Source organism: Nostoc sp. (genome assembly GCF_036917755.1).
Classification (GTDB): Bacteria; Cyanobacteriota; Cyanobacteriia; order Cyanobacteriales; family Nostocaceae; genus Nostoc.
Map to the genome: position 1 here is coordinate 63619 of NZ_JBALFC010000089.1, position 18107 is coordinate 81725.

The 18107-nt window shown below is 43.0% G+C and carries 24 protein-coding genes and 1 pseudogene; 10 read left to right on the forward strand and 15 right to left on the reverse strand.

The annotated features are described in order from the left end of the window. Positions 1–31: 31 nt before the first annotated feature. Entirely contained in the window at positions 32–517 is a 486-nt protein-coding gene (locus V7L05_RS19005; RefSeq protein WP_335166236.1) for a phycocyanin subunit alpha, read from the reverse strand. Between the two features lie 145 nt (positions 518–662). Continuing rightward, the gene (locus V7L05_RS19010; protein ID WP_335166237.1) at positions 663–1181 is read right to left on the reverse strand and encodes a phycocyanin subunit beta; all 519 of its coding nucleotides are present in this window, start codon (positions 1179–1181) and stop codon (positions 663–665) included. A gap of 195 nt (positions 1182–1376) precedes the next feature. Between V7L05_RS19010 and V7L05_RS19015 the strand changes: the two genes are divergently transcribed. The 8 genes and pseudogenes from V7L05_RS19015 (at position 1377) to V7L05_RS19050 (ending at position 4799) form a co-directional block, all read left to right on the forward strand. Beyond that, a complete protein-coding gene (locus V7L05_RS19015) occupies positions 1377–1625 on the forward strand; it encodes a hypothetical protein (RefSeq protein ID WP_335166238.1) in 249 nt (82 codons plus the stop codon). A gap of 197 nt (positions 1626–1822) precedes the next feature. Further along, the gene (locus tag V7L05_RS19020) at positions 1823–2242 is read left to right on the forward strand and encodes a response regulator (RefSeq protein WP_335166239.1); all 420 of its coding nucleotides are present in this window, start codon (positions 1823–1825) and stop codon (positions 2240–2242) included. Between the two features lie 203 nt (positions 2243–2445). After that, a complete protein-coding gene (locus V7L05_RS19025) occupies positions 2446–2634 on the forward strand; it encodes a hypothetical protein (RefSeq protein ID WP_335166240.1) in 189 nt (62 codons plus the stop codon). Positions 2635–2679: 45 nt separating this feature from the next. Beyond that, a pseudogene (locus V7L05_RS19030) lies at positions 2680–2763 on the forward strand (phosphatase); the annotation flags it as partial. 135 nt (positions 2764–2898) lie between these two features. Beyond that, positions 2899–3150 (forward strand): DUF1816 domain-containing protein, encoded by a 252-nt coding sequence (locus tag V7L05_RS19035; RefSeq protein WP_335166241.1) that lies wholly within the window; start codon positions 2899–2901, stop codon positions 3148–3150. A gap of 22 nt (positions 3151–3172) precedes the next feature. Beyond that, on the forward strand, positions 3173–3682 hold the full coding sequence (locus V7L05_RS19040) for a universal stress protein (protein ID WP_335166242.1): 510 nt from the start codon (positions 3173–3175) through the stop codon (positions 3680–3682). Between the two features lie 148 nt (positions 3683–3830). After that, positions 3831–4100 (forward strand): hypothetical protein, encoded by a 270-nt coding sequence (locus V7L05_RS19045; RefSeq protein WP_335166243.1) that lies wholly within the window; start codon positions 3831–3833, stop codon positions 4098–4100. A gap of 63 nt (positions 4101–4163) precedes the next feature. After that, positions 4164–4799 carry a type I restriction enzyme HsdR N-terminal domain-containing protein gene (locus tag V7L05_RS19050; protein ID WP_335166244.1) on the forward strand — a complete coding sequence of 212 codons (636 nt, stop codon included), beginning with the start codon at positions 4164–4166 and terminating at the stop codon, positions 4797–4799. A gap of 39 nt (positions 4800–4838) precedes the next feature. On the opposite strand, the gene V7L05_RS19055 is transcribed toward V7L05_RS19050, so the two are convergent. After that, positions 4839–5084: a hypothetical protein gene (locus tag V7L05_RS19055; RefSeq protein ID WP_335166246.1), complete on the reverse strand. Its 246-nt coding sequence runs from the start codon at positions 5082–5084 to the stop codon at positions 4839–4841. Between the two features lie 33 nt (positions 5085–5117). Here V7L05_RS19055 and V7L05_RS19060 point away from each other — a divergent pair, with 33 nt between their 5' ends. Continuing rightward, positions 5118–5903, forward strand: coding sequence for a DUF3598 family protein (locus tag V7L05_RS19060; RefSeq protein ID WP_335166248.1), 786 nt, complete (start codon positions 5118–5120; stop codon positions 5901–5903). 214 nt (positions 5904–6117) lie between these two features. On the opposite strand, the gene V7L05_RS19065 is transcribed toward V7L05_RS19060, so the two are convergent. The 9 genes from V7L05_RS19065 to V7L05_RS19105 all read right to left on the reverse strand — a co-directional run bounded on the left by V7L05_RS19065 (position 6118) and on the right by V7L05_RS19105 (position 14001). Further along, the gene (locus V7L05_RS19065) at positions 6118–7881 is read right to left on the reverse strand and encodes a Rieske (2Fe-2S) protein (RefSeq protein ID WP_335166250.1); all 1764 of its coding nucleotides are present in this window, start codon (positions 7879–7881) and stop codon (positions 6118–6120) included. A 106-nt stretch (positions 7882–7987) separates the two neighbouring features. Further along, positions 7988–8164 (reverse strand): hypothetical protein, encoded by a 177-nt coding sequence (locus V7L05_RS19070; RefSeq protein WP_335166251.1) that lies wholly within the window; start codon positions 8162–8164, stop codon positions 7988–7990. Positions 8165–8297: 133 nt separating this feature from the next. After that, positions 8298–8885, reverse strand: a complete 588-nt coding sequence (locus V7L05_RS19075; RefSeq protein ID WP_335166253.1) for a hypothetical protein — start codon at positions 8883–8885, stop codon at positions 8298–8300. Between the two features lie 26 nt (positions 8886–8911). Continuing rightward, positions 8912–9304: a hypothetical protein gene (locus tag V7L05_RS19080; RefSeq protein WP_335166254.1), complete on the reverse strand. Its 393-nt coding sequence runs from the start codon at positions 9302–9304 to the stop codon at positions 8912–8914. Between the two features lie 275 nt (positions 9305–9579). Further along, entirely contained in the window at positions 9580–10680 is a 1101-nt protein-coding gene (locus V7L05_RS19085) for an ABC transporter ATP-binding protein (RefSeq protein ID WP_335166256.1), read from the reverse strand. Between the two features lie 8 nt (positions 10681–10688). Then, the gene (locus V7L05_RS19090) at positions 10689–11573 is read right to left on the reverse strand and encodes a carbohydrate ABC transporter permease (RefSeq protein WP_335166258.1); all 885 of its coding nucleotides are present in this window, start codon (positions 11571–11573) and stop codon (positions 10689–10691) included. A gap of 3 nt (positions 11574–11576) precedes the next feature. Next, positions 11577–12488: a carbohydrate ABC transporter permease gene (locus tag V7L05_RS19095; protein WP_335166260.1), complete on the reverse strand. Its 912-nt coding sequence runs from the start codon at positions 12486–12488 to the stop codon at positions 11577–11579. Next, positions 12488–12649 carry a hypothetical protein gene (locus V7L05_RS19100; RefSeq protein WP_335166261.1) on the reverse strand — a complete coding sequence of 54 codons (162 nt, stop codon included), beginning with the start codon at positions 12647–12649 and terminating at the stop codon, positions 12488–12490. The genes V7L05_RS19095 and V7L05_RS19100 overlap by 1 nt, the downstream gene beginning before the upstream one ends. Positions 12650–12687: 38 nt before the next feature. After that, on the reverse strand, positions 12688–14001 hold the full coding sequence (locus V7L05_RS19105; protein ID WP_335166263.1) for an ABC transporter substrate-binding protein: 1314 nt from the start codon (positions 13999–14001) through the stop codon (positions 12688–12690). Between the two features lie 230 nt (positions 14002–14231). Here V7L05_RS19105 and V7L05_RS19110 point away from each other — a divergent pair, with 230 nt between their 5' ends. Beyond that, on the forward strand, positions 14232–15836 hold the full coding sequence (locus V7L05_RS19110) for an NAD(P)/FAD-dependent oxidoreductase (protein ID WP_335166264.1): 1605 nt from the start codon (positions 14232–14234) through the stop codon (positions 15834–15836). Between the two features lie 90 nt (positions 15837–15926). Here the strand turns inward: V7L05_RS19110 and V7L05_RS19115 are convergent, their stop codons facing one another. The 3 genes from V7L05_RS19115 to V7L05_RS19125 form a co-directional block, all read right to left on the reverse strand. Continuing rightward, complete coding sequence (locus V7L05_RS19115) at positions 15927–16412, reverse strand: DUF3368 domain-containing protein (RefSeq protein ID WP_335166266.1); 486 nt, start codon at positions 16410–16412, stop codon at positions 15927–15929. 2 nt (positions 16413–16414) lie between these two features. After that, positions 16415–16654, reverse strand: coding sequence for a UPF0175 family protein (locus V7L05_RS19120; RefSeq protein ID WP_335166268.1), 240 nt, complete (start codon positions 16652–16654; stop codon positions 16415–16417). A gap of 83 nt (positions 16655–16737) precedes the next feature. Further along, complete coding sequence (locus V7L05_RS19125) at positions 16738–17862, reverse strand: THUMP domain-containing class I SAM-dependent RNA methyltransferase (protein WP_335166270.1); 1125 nt, start codon at positions 17860–17862, stop codon at positions 16738–16740. Positions 17863–18107 lie beyond the last annotated feature (245 nt).

Here is an 18107-nt window from a genome sequence, read left to right on the forward strand (position 1 = left end):
GACAACCAAGCAAAGTTGACTTGACAGACTACTAGAGTGCGTTGATGATGTAGTCAATGTAGGAGTTGATCTCAAGTCCAGGATCACCTGTTAAACCATGATTAGCCTTGATATACTTGAGCGCTTCAACATACCAACTGGGAACCAATTCAAAGCTGCTGTGCATTTCAGCTAGACCTGCCAACATGTAATCATCAGCAGGACCCGTACCCCCTGCAATCAGACAGTATTGAATTATCCGCACATAATAGCCGATGTCGCGTAAGCACTTAGCTTTGCCCCGACCATCAGAGGCATAGTTGTTGCCTTGCATAGTGGTGGTATATGGGAACTTTTGGTAGACTGCATTCGCAGCACCTTCAGCCAACTGTTGAGCTTTCAAACCCAGATCCTTTGCTGCTTCCAGGTCTGCGGTAGCCAAGCGCAGGCGACCAAATGCAACTTGAAGTTCGACGTTGCCTAAGTAACGACCTTGAGAATCAGCAGATCCAACCGCTTCAGTCAATTGTGTTTTCATTTAAATGATATTTTCCTAGTGTTTCAGAAAAGTTTTAATTGGACAAAGCTTTAGCGCCAAAGAGCTTTAGCTGGAACGTCTGCTTGAAAAGGTGACAAGCACTTGAGAATTTTGTCTGAAAAAATGTGTGTGAGCCTACAGACTGTTAGCCTACTGCTGCTGCCGCCCGATCAAAGTAGCTGGATAATTCAGCCATCAAAGAGCTACAGTCACCTGGTTGGATATTGTTACGATCATTGGCGATCGCAATGGCAGCTTCCTTCATTTTGATGATGCTGATTCCTGTGGAAGGCCCAGGAACACCCAAAGCCAAATAAGTTTCACGCAGACCATTCAAACAGCGATCGTCCAGAACGCTGGAATCTCCCAGGAACATCGCATAGGTGACATAGCGCAGGATGATGTCCATATCGCGCATACAGGCAGAAACCCGACGGTTGGTGTAAGCATTTCCACCAGGAGCAATCAACTGGGGCTGCTCTGCAAACAATGCACGAGCTGCATTGGTGACGATCGCTGAAGAGTTACTTGTAATACGGTTCACAACATCGGTGCGCTTCGCACCATCTTTAACCACAGCCAACAAAGCATCAATTTGCTCGTTACTGACTAACTGACCCCGAGTATCCGCCTGGGAAACAACCTTGGTAAAGGCATCTAACATTAATCCAGTCTCCTAAATTTGTTCAATTGAGTAAAGTTATGTCTCAAAACTGAGAGGTTCAGTCTTTGTAATCTGTTTGTACAATGCAGTAAGAAGCATTTTTATGAAAAATTATTGATACCTTTCGCATCAATGAGAGTTTAAGGTAATTGCACTAATGTCTGCGAAGGTGCAGAAAAAGGAAACAAATTCAGCTTGGAAACTGGGTTTCGGACAGAGAACTCAGCAGTTCATCTCCTACCCTTAGCTACAATTTTTGTTTCATTGATACTATTCTTTACACTCGAATTATTTCAAAAATGTTACGTTTGCCATCAATTTCTGGCTGACTCTGGCGATCGCGCCCGTTTCGCCCAGATGGGAATTGCCGGAGTGATTACCAAACCCTTTGAACCCACCTCTATTTGCGAGGAAGTTACTCACATTCTGGGGTGGGACGATTAAAGTAATTCGTAATTCGTAATTCGTAATTCAGTTTTGCAACAGGGATTTAGCGACACCGGAGCTAAACCCCCAGAATTTGTTAATTTTTAAGATTTGTAACAAAATCTCTATCTTTATTAGTTTTTTATTTTTGTAATTTATCTTTTTTGGTTATAGATAAAAATCTTTTATACCACAGGAATGGTATATGAAATGAAATGAATATGCTAGAGGAGGTAAATATAACCGACAAAACGATATTGCTCATTGATGATGAACTGAATGTACGTGAGATAGTAAAATTTTGCCTCCAAGATTTAGCTGGTTGGAATGTGGTGACAGCAGATTCTCCATTAGAAGGATTGCAGAATGCAATACGCCATAGTCCTGATGCAATTGTATTAGATATCTCAATCCGTGATGTGGATAGTTTTGAGTTGATGAATAAACTAAAAAATAATCCAGAAACTCAAATTATTCCTGTAGTCCTGCTCAGTGCTAAAGCGCGGTGGTTAGATTCGCAAATTCTGCGACAGTATCAAGTTGCAGGTGTAATCCTCAAACCCTTTAATCCAGTTACCCTACCTGCTCAAGTTGCTCAATTGCTGGGTTGGGATTTTACTTCACTAATGGATTAGACAACAAGAGCGATGCCTGCGGTTCTTGCTAGCCTACGCTAATTAAGTTTTGTTAACTACTTTCATATCTTTATTAGTTCTTTATTTTATGTTTATAAATTAAAGCTGTTGATAGTGAAGCCAAGAGCAAATTACCTGTTTGTGTTTAACTTTTTTAATAAAACAACAATTCTATGACAAACTGCCCTTGCTGTTCAAACCAAATGCTTCGTCACATTCGCTTACAACAAACCTACTGGTTCTGTCGCCACTGCTGGCAAGAGATGCCTAACCTGATTCTGAAAGAAAACAATCTGAAACACGATAAATTGCAAGTATTTAGCCAGTTAGAATTGAGAATTCACAGCGTCATGACATCATCAAGTTACCAAAAAGCACGCTTTCAAAATTAACCAAACCTTTCAATCAGTTACAGTTAGCTAGATAAGTCGCAGAAGCTGCCACAAGTTGCCCAAGAAGGATTCAAGTCAGTACTTAACCTGCGATCGCCCGATGAGCAAGGCTTTCTGAGTAGTGAACAAGCTGGAGATGTCTAGTACAAGTAGGGCTTGCAAAATTAGGTAGTGGGGTAGTGGTAAATATATATTGTCATTTCGAGTTTAAGAAAGCGAAACGTACTCTTGTAAATCAAGTTTAATTAATCATTGGTATCCGTGATGAATTTATTTCAATCTAATCAGTTAGAGTTTGCCTGGTGGGTAGAAATTAACACCAATGTTCCGCGCTGTATTTATTACTTTGGCCCTTTTGATAGTGAAAAAGAGGCACAACTTTATAAAAGTGGCTACATTGAAGACTTATATCAGGAACAAGCCAGGGATATCGTTGCACTAGTCAAACAATGTCAGCCTGATGTCCTGACGATTTTTCAGGAGAAACTAGAAGTCTTACCAGGCATGTGCGATTAACCTAAGAAGAGGAATTTTAAAAATGTTTCATAAAATCTTGGTAGCAATAAATGATACTGAAATTGGTCAGCAGGTGTTTAAAGAAACCTTGTCTTTAGCAACAGCAACTAATGCTGAGTTGTTGTTGCTACATATTATCTCACCTGTCGAGGATGGAGAACTAAATCTTTTCAGCCTACAAACAGATAGTATTTATGGAAGTTTTCATACTCGTGGTGTGGAATACTATGTCAGGCAATGGGAAGCTTTAAAGAAACATGGAATTGAGTTTTTGACATTGCTAACTAATCAAGCGATCGCCCAAAATGTCAATGCGGAATTTGTTCAGGAAATTGGCGCTCCTGGTCCCTTGATTTGTGAAATTGCTCAGACTTGGAAAGCTGACTTAATTATCATTGGTCGTCGTGGTCTAAGTGGAATAAATGAGTTTTTGCTGGGTAGTGTTAGTAATTACGTCCTGCATCATGCCTCATGCTCAGTCTTAACAATACAAAGAAAAATTCCTGTTACTAAAAACGTAACTTCTCAATAAGTACTGGTAAAGCTAATAAAGAACTTACTCGTTCATGAAATACTTTCTTTGAGACGAGCAAGCAAATCTAACTACTCGTAGCATTGTTTATCAGGAAGGTCAGGCAATTTTTGACAAATGGCGATCGCATATTCAACGTCCAACTTTTATGGACAGCAGTTTGAATTTAGCTTACTATTTAGCTCTGCGCCGCCATGATTTACGCCTCCTGCAAACAGCTTTGATGCCTTGGGGCATATCCTCTTTAGGTCGGATTGAAGCACGAGTTTTACCTAACTTAGATGCTGTAATTGCGACATTGGCAGCAATTTGTCAGGCACCAGATGGAGGGTTGTGGAATGGTCGAAAAGTGGCAGATTGCAAATTGACGCAGTGCTTCCATGTAAAACAGATGCCAACAAGAAAAAGTATTCTCTAGGTCATATTTCCACAGGGAACTATTGAATTATCCTGATATTAGGCAAGTAGTGTAAATTTAATCATGACCACAAGCATAGCCATTGCAGAAAAAATTACCACCCTTCGCCAAGTTGAGGAAAAACTGGGATTAAGACTAAGTGGTGATAGTCAATTTTTTACCGAATGGATGGCAGATTTACCAGCATTAAGTGAAGCAGAGCAGACAAGATTGGAGCAAGTTAGACAAAACTATCTGTACCAAATCTCAGATGGAAGTCTTTTAGAAGAAACTGTCAAAATGGTCGTGCTGTCACCATTACTTGAACTTGCAGGCTTCTATCAAGCACCCTACAGATTTAAAACCGAGGTATCCGTCGATATTGTTGCACAAGGAGATAATGATGAGATTTTACGGGGCAGAATTGATGTTTTAGTTTTGCAAGGTAAATTATGGATTATCCTAATTGAGTCAAAAAAGACGACTTTTGATTTAGAATTAGCGATTCCCCAGACATTAGCTTACATGGCGATTCATCCCAACCCAGAACAACCTCTGTATGGCATGATAGCCAATGGTAGCAGCTATTTGTTTGTCAAAACCTTGGGTAAACAGTATGGTATTTCCGATCTATTTGCAACCCGATCCCAATATCTTAACAATTTATCTGGAGTTTTAAGAATCCTCAAGCATTTGGGTAGAATTATTACAGAATCTTAAGTTACTGCCAGCAGAGTTACATTAATGTAACGCCTAAGATTAGTAGTACTCCGACAACACTTGATGGAAGTGAGTAATTCCATATTCAATGTCTGCAAGCTGAAGTACACCATAAGCTTTGGAATCAACACTCGCTTGTAGTGAGCGCACCACCCTAAAGTCTTCATTTAGCACCCGCTCAAATTCAGGTCGAAAGTCATCGTGGTTGTAAGTAAATGTTTCAATCTGTGCTTTTGTTTGATAAATAAAAACCTCAAACTTAGTTATTGATACTATTTTTAACAAGGAGATTTTAAATATACAAAGGACGCAAATATTATGGATGTAAAAGAACGAAATTGGAATTACTTGACTAACCATTTGCTCAATTGGCATGGAATTTGGACGCGATATACACCAGAAGGTGATGTCAAAGAATCGTTTCAAAGTCTGAGAAGTTTTAAAAGCAATCCAGAAAAGACTAAGATCGCTCATACTAATACTTATATTTATGCAAATGGCGAAAATAAGCAAGAGAGTTGGGAATTTAATTTTCTGTCAAATAGCTTATCTAATGGACTTTTTCACCCATCACGCGAGACGATGCGAGGATATTTCTTTGCTGACGGTCATGCTAGTTGGGCAACAGTGAAGTTAAAACCCAACTCGGTTTTTGGTATAGAATTATTCTTTCGATACGAAGATTTACGTCATAGTGTAGGTATTGTTTACGACGAGAGGGTAAATTTATTTCATACAGCAAATATTCGTGAAGATTGTAATGGATTACCTAGTAAATATTGGTCAGATGAATTAAATCAATTACCAGAACGGGATTTTAGTGGTAATTGGCAAGGGATATCTATGACTATTACTCCAAATCTAAAGATTTCCGAACCAATAGTAACTCAATTTAATTGGCATAGATCAGGGCATAAATATTACTATTTACCTGACGGTGTTTCTGTTAATTGTCCTAGTTCAATCAGTATAGGCACTCCCTTTTCTCTAATCGCCAATTGGTTGATTAATAATTACGAAATGTATCAACTAATTGCTAATTATGATGAATTGGGAGTATTTTCTTCGCTGACCCTTGAAACATTCCTGATATCCAATGTTTAATATTTTGCTCCACTAACATCTAATCAGTAGAGCTTAGGTGATTTCTCAAAATAATTTTACCGATTAGGAGGGTGAACAGCCATTTTGCCCTACGGTGGAATGATTTTGTCTGGTAATTTTTATTCTGGAAATCACCTAATTTCCTATTGGCTCAGGACTTACGCAACTGGCACACTGCGATCGCCCACATCCTCTGCTTTGAGACGAAAGCTTCTCAAGATTCCTCGAATAGACGATCGCCTTTATCTAACCGATAAGCGATTTGATAGGTTTGTGCTTGCGATCGCATTGTGGGAGAATGGGCTGCTAAATACCGAGCAGCAGCAACTAATACATGAATCCCAGCAGGAGTGTCACCTAATAGGGAATACTGACGAAAAGCCGCTTCTATTTCTTGAATTACATGAAAATCACGGTTTTCTCTGAGCATCATTTTCCCTAGCATCGCCATCAGTTTTTCAGGCTTGCCACCACTATATAAATAATTCGCCACTAATTGACCTGTCTGGTTAACTTGCTGTTGACGATTTAATAAATCGGGTAGCTGCTGGAGTAATTCTTCGGGATTTGAAACGGAGTTTTTGGGTTCTGTCAGTCGTGCTGGTGGTACATTCAAAAAACGATTCAAATAGACACTCATCGCCGCATCAAACACACCTCTGAGTAGTTCGACTGTTGGGACTCGTCGTAATCCTTGATTCACGGCGTTAGCAAAAGTAAATGGATGATGTGCTGAATTCCAATCTCCAAAGTCATTGTTAGTATGAAAACGAGCTACACGCAGTGCTGCTGTATAAGTAACTACACTTGACAACTGTTCTTCTGTACAACCAGCTTGTAGGGCATTCAGTAGCGAGTCGGCGATCGCTTGTGGGTCTTCACCTAATAAAATTGGTACTAATTGATCCGAATTTGACCAAGTTCCTCGTTGAGATTTTCCCGCACTTAAAACAGTAGGTAATTGCTTAAAAGCCGACTCCAATATTGCCACCAAGTCTACAGGGTAGCGCCAGGAATTAGATTCTTCCATACGCGATGCACTAGCTAAACCCGAAACTAAGCTAGCCAGAACAGATTCTGCTGCTTGCCAACCGACAACATCAAGTGCTTCTAGTGCTTTGTTAATAAAATCAAGGGTATGCCCAATGTCGAGATAACGATGATCTGTAGCCGATGAAAACAGCATATCTGCAACTTGCTTTAAATTAGCCCCTGAGCGAATCGCAGATACGAGACATCTTTGTGCGGCTTCACTATCTCGTACCTCAATAAACTGGCAAAACCAGCTTTTAAGAGTCGGAAAATCAACTGTCGAGTTAGGTAATGGCTGAACGACAAACAGAGGCGGCGCACCGGCACTATCATTAGCTACTGCCGAAAGTCCGTGGAATAAAGCACGGGGTTTGTCTTCTTCATCCAAATAAGGTAGTAGATTGATCATGCAGGTATGGATAGTTAAACCTGTACTCCAACCTGTTTTGTTGTAACGAGTGCCAAACTTTAGCCCGATTTGAAATGGTTCAGCCGGATTTACTCCTATATCTAACAGTGCGATCGTTGATTTAGCAATCACTAAGGAAATACTCTGCTCTAAACCATCTTCAAGGCGTTGGCGTTGGTGAGCATCAAGATTAACTGGTGGCGCTAAATTCACCCAAACTTCACCATCACGGATTTCCACAGGAAATGCCGGGACATCATCTGCCCAAGAGTCGAAGGTTCCACCACTAGCAATATCGAAGCGGGCATAATGCCAAGGACAGGTAACAATACCATCTTTGCAAGTGCTACCTTGTAGCGGAAAACCCATGTGGGGACAACGGTTATCAATTGCATAAACTTTATTATCTGAGTAAAACAAAACAATAGTATGTTTTTCCCTGTGGACTAACAAACTGCCTGCTGCCTGAACATCTGTAAGTTGAGCAACACGGGTATAATTGCCTTTATCGGTTGTTTCTTTAAATATTTGAGTCATTTTATTTACACACGAGTAAATATCAAAAGCCTTACTTCTACTCTGGCAAAATTTTTCTTTCTTAGACCATTTGTACAATACTAATTTTTGTTAATAATATCTGAAGCTACTGAGTACTATTAGGACTATAAAGTGCATGACCGAATACTGACGAGTGATGTCGGGGGTTTTCGGGTGTAGTACTGTTGTTCACCCAAAGGCAGGGGGGAGAGCGTTGGTTGCTGTTGGGAGTTGTCAGGGGGATTTCTACAAAGCTTTGAGCAATAGCACTTAGATTAGTCATCTTTTGCGATCGCTGATATTACTTTAAAGGCGTAACGACATATCGGAGTAATTTAGAATAAATCCTAAGTATCCGATTGTCCATAAGTTTCGCAGTCTGATTGACGGTAGCAACCGATTACTGGTCAAGTAATTCAGTTGTCTGAGGACACCGTATCTAGACCCTGCCGCCTACGACGTGACGACTTACCTTGCAGGAGATGCTTTTGGTCTAACCATCCCATTGAAACGGCTGACTCCAAGCTATGACCTAACTCTGCAAGGAATGACCGAGTTCTTTCTACCAATATTCGATGCACTTCTTCCTTTTTCATAAACCGAGTTATGACAGAATCATCACCCCGATATTTGATACAGTTCCCGGCGTTGTAATCTGCTTGTAATACCACCCCATCAAAAGTGAAGAATTGATCTCCCAGACGTTTTCCTAGTAACGTACCATTGCGATGATCAACCTGTAAGGTATAAGCAGCATTTACTAACGTAACTTTTCCACCTTTACGGATAGAAATTTCATCCAAGGCTTTTTTTCGGATGCTCTTGATGATTGTATTTTTGTCAACACCCCAGGCTTGCAGCGAACCATATTTGTTCCATAACTCTGAACGCAACTCACCCAATACAGTAGCTAACTTAACCAATTCCAATGGAGTTTCACCAACAGAGTAAGCAATTCTAGTAACTGTGTATTCAGAAGTCTTGTTTGCTTTTCTTGGTGACATTAGTTTAAGTTATCGTGGGGGAGTATTCACTCCAAAGTAATTTTCCACAACCCGTCTAGCGGATTTGACTGTTGGAATTGACTATCACTGCTGCCGAGCCAATTATTGTCATACACCAACCCAACACTGAATATACTATTTACAGGATATTGCCCTAGTTTTCCAAAACCTTCAATATTCTTTGAGTCAGTAATTACCTGCTGGTTCAACTGTATGGTTGTTTGGTTGCCGTCGTCAAAGTAAATTGTGGCTCGTCTGTTGTGAAAGCGCACTTGAACTTTGTAGACACCACCAGTTGCATAATAGTAAGCTTTGGCAGGCAGCTTTTGACCATCAATATTTTGTCCTTTGAACTCAACTGCCACAGCAGGCGTGCCTAGCAGTAACAGGACTGGCAGGACTAAGCCTAAAACTTTCATTGCTAGTAACAAACACTTTCAATCAAACTACTTTCTACTTTAAAACATAAAACTAATTTGTGGGTTATTAGCCAATACGCTTGGTGTTAAGGCTAAAACTCTTTGTGAAAGTCAATTTTTTTAACGAACCACAGAGGCGCAGAGAACACAGAGAGAAGGAAGAAATGCTTAACTGAACTGTATTGGGTTATTAGCGATCGCTTGGCTTAAATTGCGAATTATAATAGCAACGCTGTTTTTTTGAGCCAGGAGTTGGGGTATCTACAACTGTAGTACTAGCTCCTGACACCTAACATTTGTCTTTTAACAAGAGTATGGCCAGATTGAACATCAAACCAGTGAATATCCTCAAGGGGCAATGCTAATGTAATATCCTCGCCACTCCAATTTTGGTCTGTTGGCAACAAAGCACGTACCGTAATCGCTTCGGTTTGTGAATCCTCGATTCTAACACTAACCAAATAGTGCATACCCAAGTTTTCCACTAAAAACACTCGCCCTTGGATAGTCTGGGTATCACCTGGTTGAGCAATGCGGACATCTTCTGGGCGGATTCCCAGAACAATCTGGGGTGGTACAGTTGGTATATCTGGGAGAAGCACTTGGAAGTTACCCAGGAGCGCATATTGTCCGCTACAAGGTAAAGTCAGCAAATTCATTTGCGGACTACCAACAAATCCAGCCACAAATAGATTAGCTGGATGGTTATAGATGCGCTCAGGTGGGTCAAGTTGCTGAACATAACCATCGTTGAGCAATGCAACTTTTGTGGAGAGCGTCATCGCTTCTGTTTGGTCGTGAGTGACGTAGACAACTGGCACTTTTTGGGCTGCAAAAATTTGCTTGATATCGGCTCGGACTCTTTCCCGCAGTAGTGCATCCAGGTTACTTAAAGGTTCATCCAGCAGGTACACATCGGCATTACGCACCAAAGCACGTCCGACAGCAACCCTCTGCCGTTGACCTCCAGACATTTGTCCAGGCTTGCGGTTCATTAACTCTGCTAATCCTAAAACTTCTGCCACTTCTGCCACTCGCTGTTTAATTTCTGTAGGTGGTACTTTTTTCAGCTTGAGTCCAGAAGCGAGGTTTTCGTACACCGTCATGTGAGGATAGAGTGCATAGCTTTGAAATACCATTGCAATGTTGCGATCGGCTGCTCGCTTATAGGTGACATCCACATCTCCAATCTTGATCTGACCGCGAGTAGGTTCTTCAAGTCCCGCAATCATTCGGAGGACGGTGGATTTGCCACAGCCAGAAGGGCCAAGTAAAGTGAGAAACTCATCGTTATCTACAGTTAAGCTAACGTCTTTGACAGGGACAACTTTCGGATTATAGGTTTTGTTTAAGTTTTTGAGTTCGAGTTTAGCCATTTTGATTTTTATCCTTTGACAGCACCAGCAGTAAGACCTTGAACAATCCGGCGCTGGAAAAACAAAACTAATAAAATCAGGGGTAACGTCCCGACGACAGTAGCAGCCGCGATCGGCCCGTAGGGAATTTCATATATTGTCGCACCACCCAACTGAGCAGCAGCAACGGGAATTGTCTTCAACTCTTCACGGGTCATAAAGGTGAGAGCGAAAATAAACTCGTTCCAAGCAAAAATAAAGGTGAGAATTCCAGTAGTCACCAAGGCGGGAAGAGTCATGGGTAGTACGATTTGCCATAGTAGTTGAAATGTGTTGTAACCATCGACCCTAGCAGAATCTTCCAAATCTTTTGGTAATTGTTGGAAAAAGCTTTTAAGTACTAAAATTGTTAGCGGCAAATTGATTGCAGTATAGGGTATAATCAGCGCCAAATAATTGTTACCCAATCTCAGCGCCTGGATAATTTCTAATAGTCCTAAGAACAACAGAATTCCCGGAAATAAGGTAACGACTAGAATGCTGGCAAGGATAACTCGTTCACCCCAAGGGCGTAACCGTGCCAGAGCATAAGCCGCAGGTGCGCCGATCGCTAAGGCTACAGCTGTGGAAGTAATCGACACAAAGGCACTGTTGAAGATGTAGCGCCAAAATGGACGACGGGTAAATAACTCAATGTAGTGATTGAAAGTGAATCGTGTGGGGAAATAGACAGTCGGAACGGCGGCAATATCATCATTCACTTTAAAGGAGGTCAGCAATTGCCATAAGGCTGGCGCTAGGCTGAATAGTACTATTAATGTAACTATTATGGGCAGCAAGATTTTTAAGAGAGAAAACTTGGTTCCCCCTGTTCGTCTTGGAGTCGTTGGAACTACTTGTGGAGTTAGACTCATGGGTTAAATGGTTCCTGATGTTTTGGCACGGTATTTGTTCAGCAAGAAACTAGCGATCGCTACCGCAGCAATCAATATTAAAAATGTCACTACTACAAGAGCTGCTCCATAACCAAAATCTAAGTAGCGCATCACCGTGGAGTAAATGTACAATGACACCACTTCCGTAGCGCCACCAGGTCCACCCCCAGTCATCACAGCAATCAAGTCGAAAATCCCGAAAGCTTGAGCAAACCGAAATAGCACTGCAATTAAGATTTGCGGCAGCAGCAGTGGTAGGGTAATATTGCGGAAGCTTTGCCAAGCAGTTGCCCCATCGACCGAGTAAGCTTCATAGAGGTCTTGTGATATCGATTGCAACCCAGCTAGCAACAGGATACTGATAAAGGGCGTAGTTTTCCAAACATCAGCAAAAACCAGTGCGCTCATCGCCAGCGTTGGATCTCCTAACCAGTTAATCCCAGTCTCAATCAGCCCCAACCGCCGTAGAATATCGTTCACAACCCCAAACTGATCGTTAAAAATCCAAGCCCACGCCAGACCAATCAGAGAGGTAGGCAAAGCCCAAGGTATAATCGCGATTGTACGTACTATACCTCGCCCAAAAAACGCCTGATTGAGAACTAGCGCAACCCCCAGTCCTAGCAGCAGTTCTGAGATTACTGATGCTGTTGTGAACACGCTCGTCGCCCACAAACTCTGCCAAAAACGACCATCCCCCGCCATCCGCACATAATTGTCCAAACCAGAGAATACGGGTTGTAGCTCTGTTCCCAGATTTCTAGTAAATACGCTTAACCAAAAGGCTCGTAAAATCGGGTAGGCAAATACAAACAACAGCAGCAGCAATGCAGGTGTTAGTAAGATCCAGGCTGTCTGTTGTTCCCGACTTCTGAGTGTATATAAATTAGTCATTAGTCATTTGTTATGGGGCATTGGGCATTGGGCATGGGGCATGGGGCATTGGGCATTGGGCATTGGGCATTGGGCATGGGGCATGGGGCATGGGGCATTGGGCATTGGGCATGGGGCATTGGGCGTTGGGCATTGGGCATGGGGCATGGGGCATGGGGCATTTATCTTAGTTATTTCCCCCTCATCTCCCTCATCTCCCTCATCTCCTTGCCCCCAAAAGTCGGCGCGTTTCAGCAGCAGCAGCTTGCATTGCTCGTTCAGAATTCATCCGACCGGATAATGCGGCGCTGAGATAACGCTGTAAAATATCTGATGTCTGAGCATATTGGGCGATCGGCGGACGTAAAACTGCATTGTCCACAACCTCCAATAACTGCGGATAGTGAGGGTATTTAGCAACAATCTCTGGGTCTGTAAACAAATCCCGCCGACTGGGCACATAGCCTGCACTGAAAATGAATCGGCGCTGTGCTTCCCGACTGGTGAAATATTGAATTGCTTTCCAAGCTTCTTCAGGATGCTGAGAAGATTTAGCAATCCCTAAACCCCAACCCCCAAGACAAGCCGCTCCCGTCTTCCCAGGAGCATGAACCATCGGTTTAATCGCAATTTTGCCCCGGATTGGCGAATTTTCTGCCTGGGCTAAAGGCCACGCATAAGGCCAACTGCGTAAAAATGCTACTTGACCACTTTGAAACAAGCGCCGGGTGTCTTCTTCTTGGTACGTCGTGACTCCAGGAGGAGAAATGCCTTCCCTAACCGTACTACGCAGAAACTCAATGGCTCGTAATGTTTCTGGTCGATCTAGTCCAACTTCGAGGGTGTCGGGATTAACCCAGAAGCCACCAAAGCCACCGAGAACTTCCGCAAACATGGCCACAAGTCCTTCATATTGGCGACCCTGCCAAACATAGCCCCACTTCACCTCGTTTTTCTTCTGCAATACTTGGGAAATTTGGATCAAATCATCAAAGGTTTCTGGCGGTTTGAATCCTGCTTGTTTGATTAAATCTTCTCGGTAGTAGAGCATTCCCACGTCAGAACGCACTGGAATGCGGTACAGTTTGTCTTGGTAACGTCCGCCTTCTATATCCTGGGATGAAAATGCTGCCAACTCCTCTTTAGAAACGCGATCGTCTAAGGGTAGCAACCATCCAGCAGCAGCAAACTTGGATGTCCAGATGACATCCATATTGATTAGGTCATAAGGGGATTCACCCAAGATAAAAGATGAGGTATACAGGTCTTCAAGCAAATTTGTGGCATTCGGTCCTTCAACCAGATTAATGCGAATACCTGGGTTCTCAGCCTCGAAGTCTCTAATCAAACCCTGCCTCCAAGGTTGGGCATCAGGGGCAGTCATTAACAGATTGAGGGTAACTGGTTGCTGCGAGAGTGCTACCCAACTGAACAATATGATGCTCAATAGAGTTCCCAGGAAAACCCCTATATGTAAATAACTTTGTTTTTGGATAAATTTTTGTAACTTGTTTATTGGCTTTCGGTACAACATTATCAATATCAATGTAGCGATCGCTAGCGGTAATTATTAGGAAATAAAAACATAAAATATTTGAAAAAGGTTACTTTATATTATTTTTTATCAAAATGTTTGAGTAATGAACAAGCAAGTCAATAAACTTAACATCGATCTGGCTTAAAATAATTGAGAGGGTGTAGGGGATAGGGTTGCAGGGTGATTTTGTTTAATATTTTAAAAGATAGTATGAATTTCTCCTCGCTATGTTACGACTAACAGAAGTAAAGCTCCCGCTTGATCATCCTGAAGATGAGATCAAGGCTGCCATCCTCAAAAAGCTGCAAATCACAGACGAAGAATTGATCAGCTATTCCATCTTCAAGCGTAGCTACGATGCCCGTAAGAAAGGAGAAATCACCCTTGTTTATATTCTGGATGTAGAAACGACTCAGGAGACTCATCTACTCAAGCGCCTGAAAAAAGATCCCCATGTGATTGCCACGCCAGACATGAGTTATCGCCCAGTGGCACAAGCACCCAACAATTTGGCGATTCGCCCCATTATCATTGGTACAGGGCCTTGTGGCTTGTTTGCGGGTTTGATGCTCGCGCAAATGGGCTTTTGTCCAATCATTTTAGAACGTGGGAAAAAAGTTCGCGATCGCACCGTTGATACTTTTGGCTTTTGGAAGAAAAAATCAGACTTCAACCCGGAATCTAATGCCCAGTTTGGCGAAGGTGGGGCGGGTACATTCTCCGATGGCAAACTCTACAGTCAGGTGAAAGATCCTCAGCATTATGGACGCAAAGTACTGACTGAATTAGTGAATGCGGGAGCCTCACCGGAAATTCTCTATATCAACAAACCGCACATCGGCACATTCAAACTGGTCGGAATCGTTCAAAGTATGCGTGCCAAAATCGAATCCCTCGGCGGCGAAATTCGCTTTGAAAGTCGGGTGGAAGATATCAATATCGAAAATGGACAGGTGCGGGGAGTCACCCTCGCCAGTGGGGAATATATCGCCAGCGATTATGTAGTTCTGGCGGTAGGTCACAGCGCCCGCGATACCTTCCAAATGCTATTTAATCGCGGGGTTTACATCGAGGCTAAACCATTTTCCATCGGCTTTCGGGTCGAACATCCCCAGTCTCTCATCGACCAATGTCGTTTTGGCGCTCAGGCTGGTCATAAGCTTTTAGGTGCTGCCGATTACAAACTGGTTCACCACTGCCAAAATGGTCGTTCCGTCTATAGTTTCTGTATGTGTCCGGGGGGCTTGGTGGTTGCAGCCGCATCAGAACCGGGGCGACTTGTCACTAATGGGATGAGCCAATACTCTCGTAATGAGCGTAATGCCAATAGTGCGATTGTTGTGGGCATCACCCCCGAAGATTATCCGGGAAATGCCTTGGCCGGAATTGACTTGCAACGGCGTTTGGAAGAACGGGCTTTTGAGTTGGGCGGTGGAACTTATGAAGCTCCAGGGCAGTTGGTGGGAGACTTTCTCAACCATCGCCCCTCTACGGCATTGGGCACTGTTAAGCCGTCTTATACACCTGGGGTACATTTAGGTGATTTGAGCCAGAGTTTACCAGATTATGCGATCGCAGCCATCCGTGAAGCACTTCCCGCTTTTGACAAACAAATTAAAGGATTTGCGATGGACGATGCCGTGTTAACTGGGGTGGAAACCCGCACGTCGTCACCGATTCGGATTAAACGCAATGAGGATTATCAGAGTTTGAATACAGTCGGACTTTATCCGGCTGGTGAAGGAGCGGGATACGCAGGGGGAATCCTCTCGGCTGGTATCGATGGTATCAAGGTGGCGGAGGCAGTGGCTTTAAGTATTTTGAAGAATTGAATGCGATTTTGGGTTGAGAGCGATCGGCTTAAATATTTTGCGAAATTAATTGTGAGCAAATCTAGCCAATACAAAAGTATAGACATCAACCTATTCATTAGCTGTCATTAAAACTTCTGCATACAGTTGACTGCTTACCCGAAAATTTGCCTTGACAACCAAATCATCCATCACAGGTTTAATTGCTGCGATTAACCCTTGTCGCTTTGCCGTCAGCAGAACACCAAATATCCCAGTAATTCTTAATCTCCGATCTGTCGCTGCTTGTCTACCTAAACGCTCATCGATTAGTAATCGGGCTGCATTCACCTCAATAGCAAGAGCGATCGCCTCAGCCTCTCCCAAATTTATCAGATTTCGCAACTCACTGACTAATTCTTGGTTCTGCACTACTTGTATTTTTAGCCAAATTGCTGATTTAACTGCTGTAATAACATCCTCTCCAGCCCTCTCATCCAGCAGTTCTTCATAAACCGCAGTTGGAATCAAAACTGTTTCATACAGTAGTTGTAAAAGATTAATCTGCCCAACTTTTGCTAAGTTCGAGATTGGCGAAGTGTTACTAACGATGGTCATCGTCAGCCTGATTCCTGCAATGTTTTGAGGTCTTCCTGAAATTCTGCTACGTCGTAATGAACACAAATGCCTCGATCAGCCAGTAATTTTTGAAACTGCATCCGATGCATTCCGATCAATTCACTAGCCTTTCCCAGGCTTATTTTGTCCCGTTGGAACAGCATAATCACAATTTCTAACAAAAATTCGCGTTCTGGTAAGCCACTGGCTTCGATGATATCGTCCAACACTGCCAGACTCATGGCTTTTCCTCTAGCTTTGTTTCTTGCATTTTAGCAGTTAGATAAGGCTATTGAGAGTGATCGCCTTCATCTAAATTGCAAAATTAGTACAGTTCATATTTCATTAACTGACAAGGCAGCGCTCCGTTGTACACCGCAATCCGCCGGGATGATTTTAGCCCAATCGATTGAGACAGTTCCTTATTCCCACTCAGCACAAATGCAGTCCAGCCTTTGAAGCGTTGTTTCAACACATCGCCCAAAAGTTTATAGAACGCCCCTAAATCGCTATCTCGCCCCAGCCGTTCGCCATAGGGTGGATTGCAGAATAAAACTCCACTGTCTGCGGGGGCGACAACATCGGCAAGCTCCATTTGAGAAAACCAGACATGGTTATCAACACCGCAGTTTTGAGCATTGTTAATCGCTTGCTCAATTATATTTTCATCGCGATCGCTTCCCCAAATAGGTGCGGTCAGGGTATCCAGTTGGCTATCCTTAGCTTCTTGGAGCAGCTTTTCTAAAAGGGGCAGGTCAAAATCGAGCCAATTTTCAAATCCAAAGCAATCACGAAACAGCCCTGGTGCGATGTTAAGTGCCTTTAAGCTAGCTTCCAGGGGTAAAGTGCCAGATCCACAAAGAGGATCGTAGAACATCTGGTCTGGCTGCCAGCCCGAAAGCTGAATGAGGGCAGCAGCCAGAGATTCTTTGAGAGGGGCTGATCCAACCGCAGGGCGGTAGCCTCGGCGGTGTAGACTATTTCCAGAACTGTCGAGTTTGACGGTACAAAAGTCGCGTTCAATATGAACATTAATCCGCACGTCTGGGTCATGAAGCTCTACATTTGAACGTTCGCCCAGATTTTCCTGCTGCTGGTCAACGATCGCATTTTTGATCTGGAGCGATGTGAAGTGGGTGTGGTTCAGATGATCGTTTTTGCCTGTGGTATTCACCGCCAGCGTCATGTCTGGCGTCAAATAGTTTACCCAATCGATGCTCTGGATGCCGCGATAGAGATCCTTAGCATCAAGGCATGGAAACTCATGGATATTCACCAAGATTCGGAACGGCAGCCTAGCCCAGAGGTTGACGCGATAAAGTAGGGTGCGATCGCCCTCAAAGGCTACACCGCAAAACCCTGGCTCCACGGAATGGGCACCTAGTTGCTCTAACTCCTGAGCCGCGAGGGTTTCTAATCCGCGAGCAACCGTTGCAAAATACTGATTCATCCTCTAATCCAAAGCATTGTCTTCACTGCTGACCCATTCACGCACTTTAGCTTAACTCATATCTTGTGACATTCTCTCTTGTTAAGTCTGCAACCATGACCTTAGTAGGGTACAACGAAATTAAGTAACTCAGCATAACTTGCCCCAGACAAACGTAATCAAGGCTGAGTCAGGACACAGCAAATATTTTTTGAAAAAGATTATATTTCTTCAGTTCAAGTACTATCTTAAATAAATTAATCCTG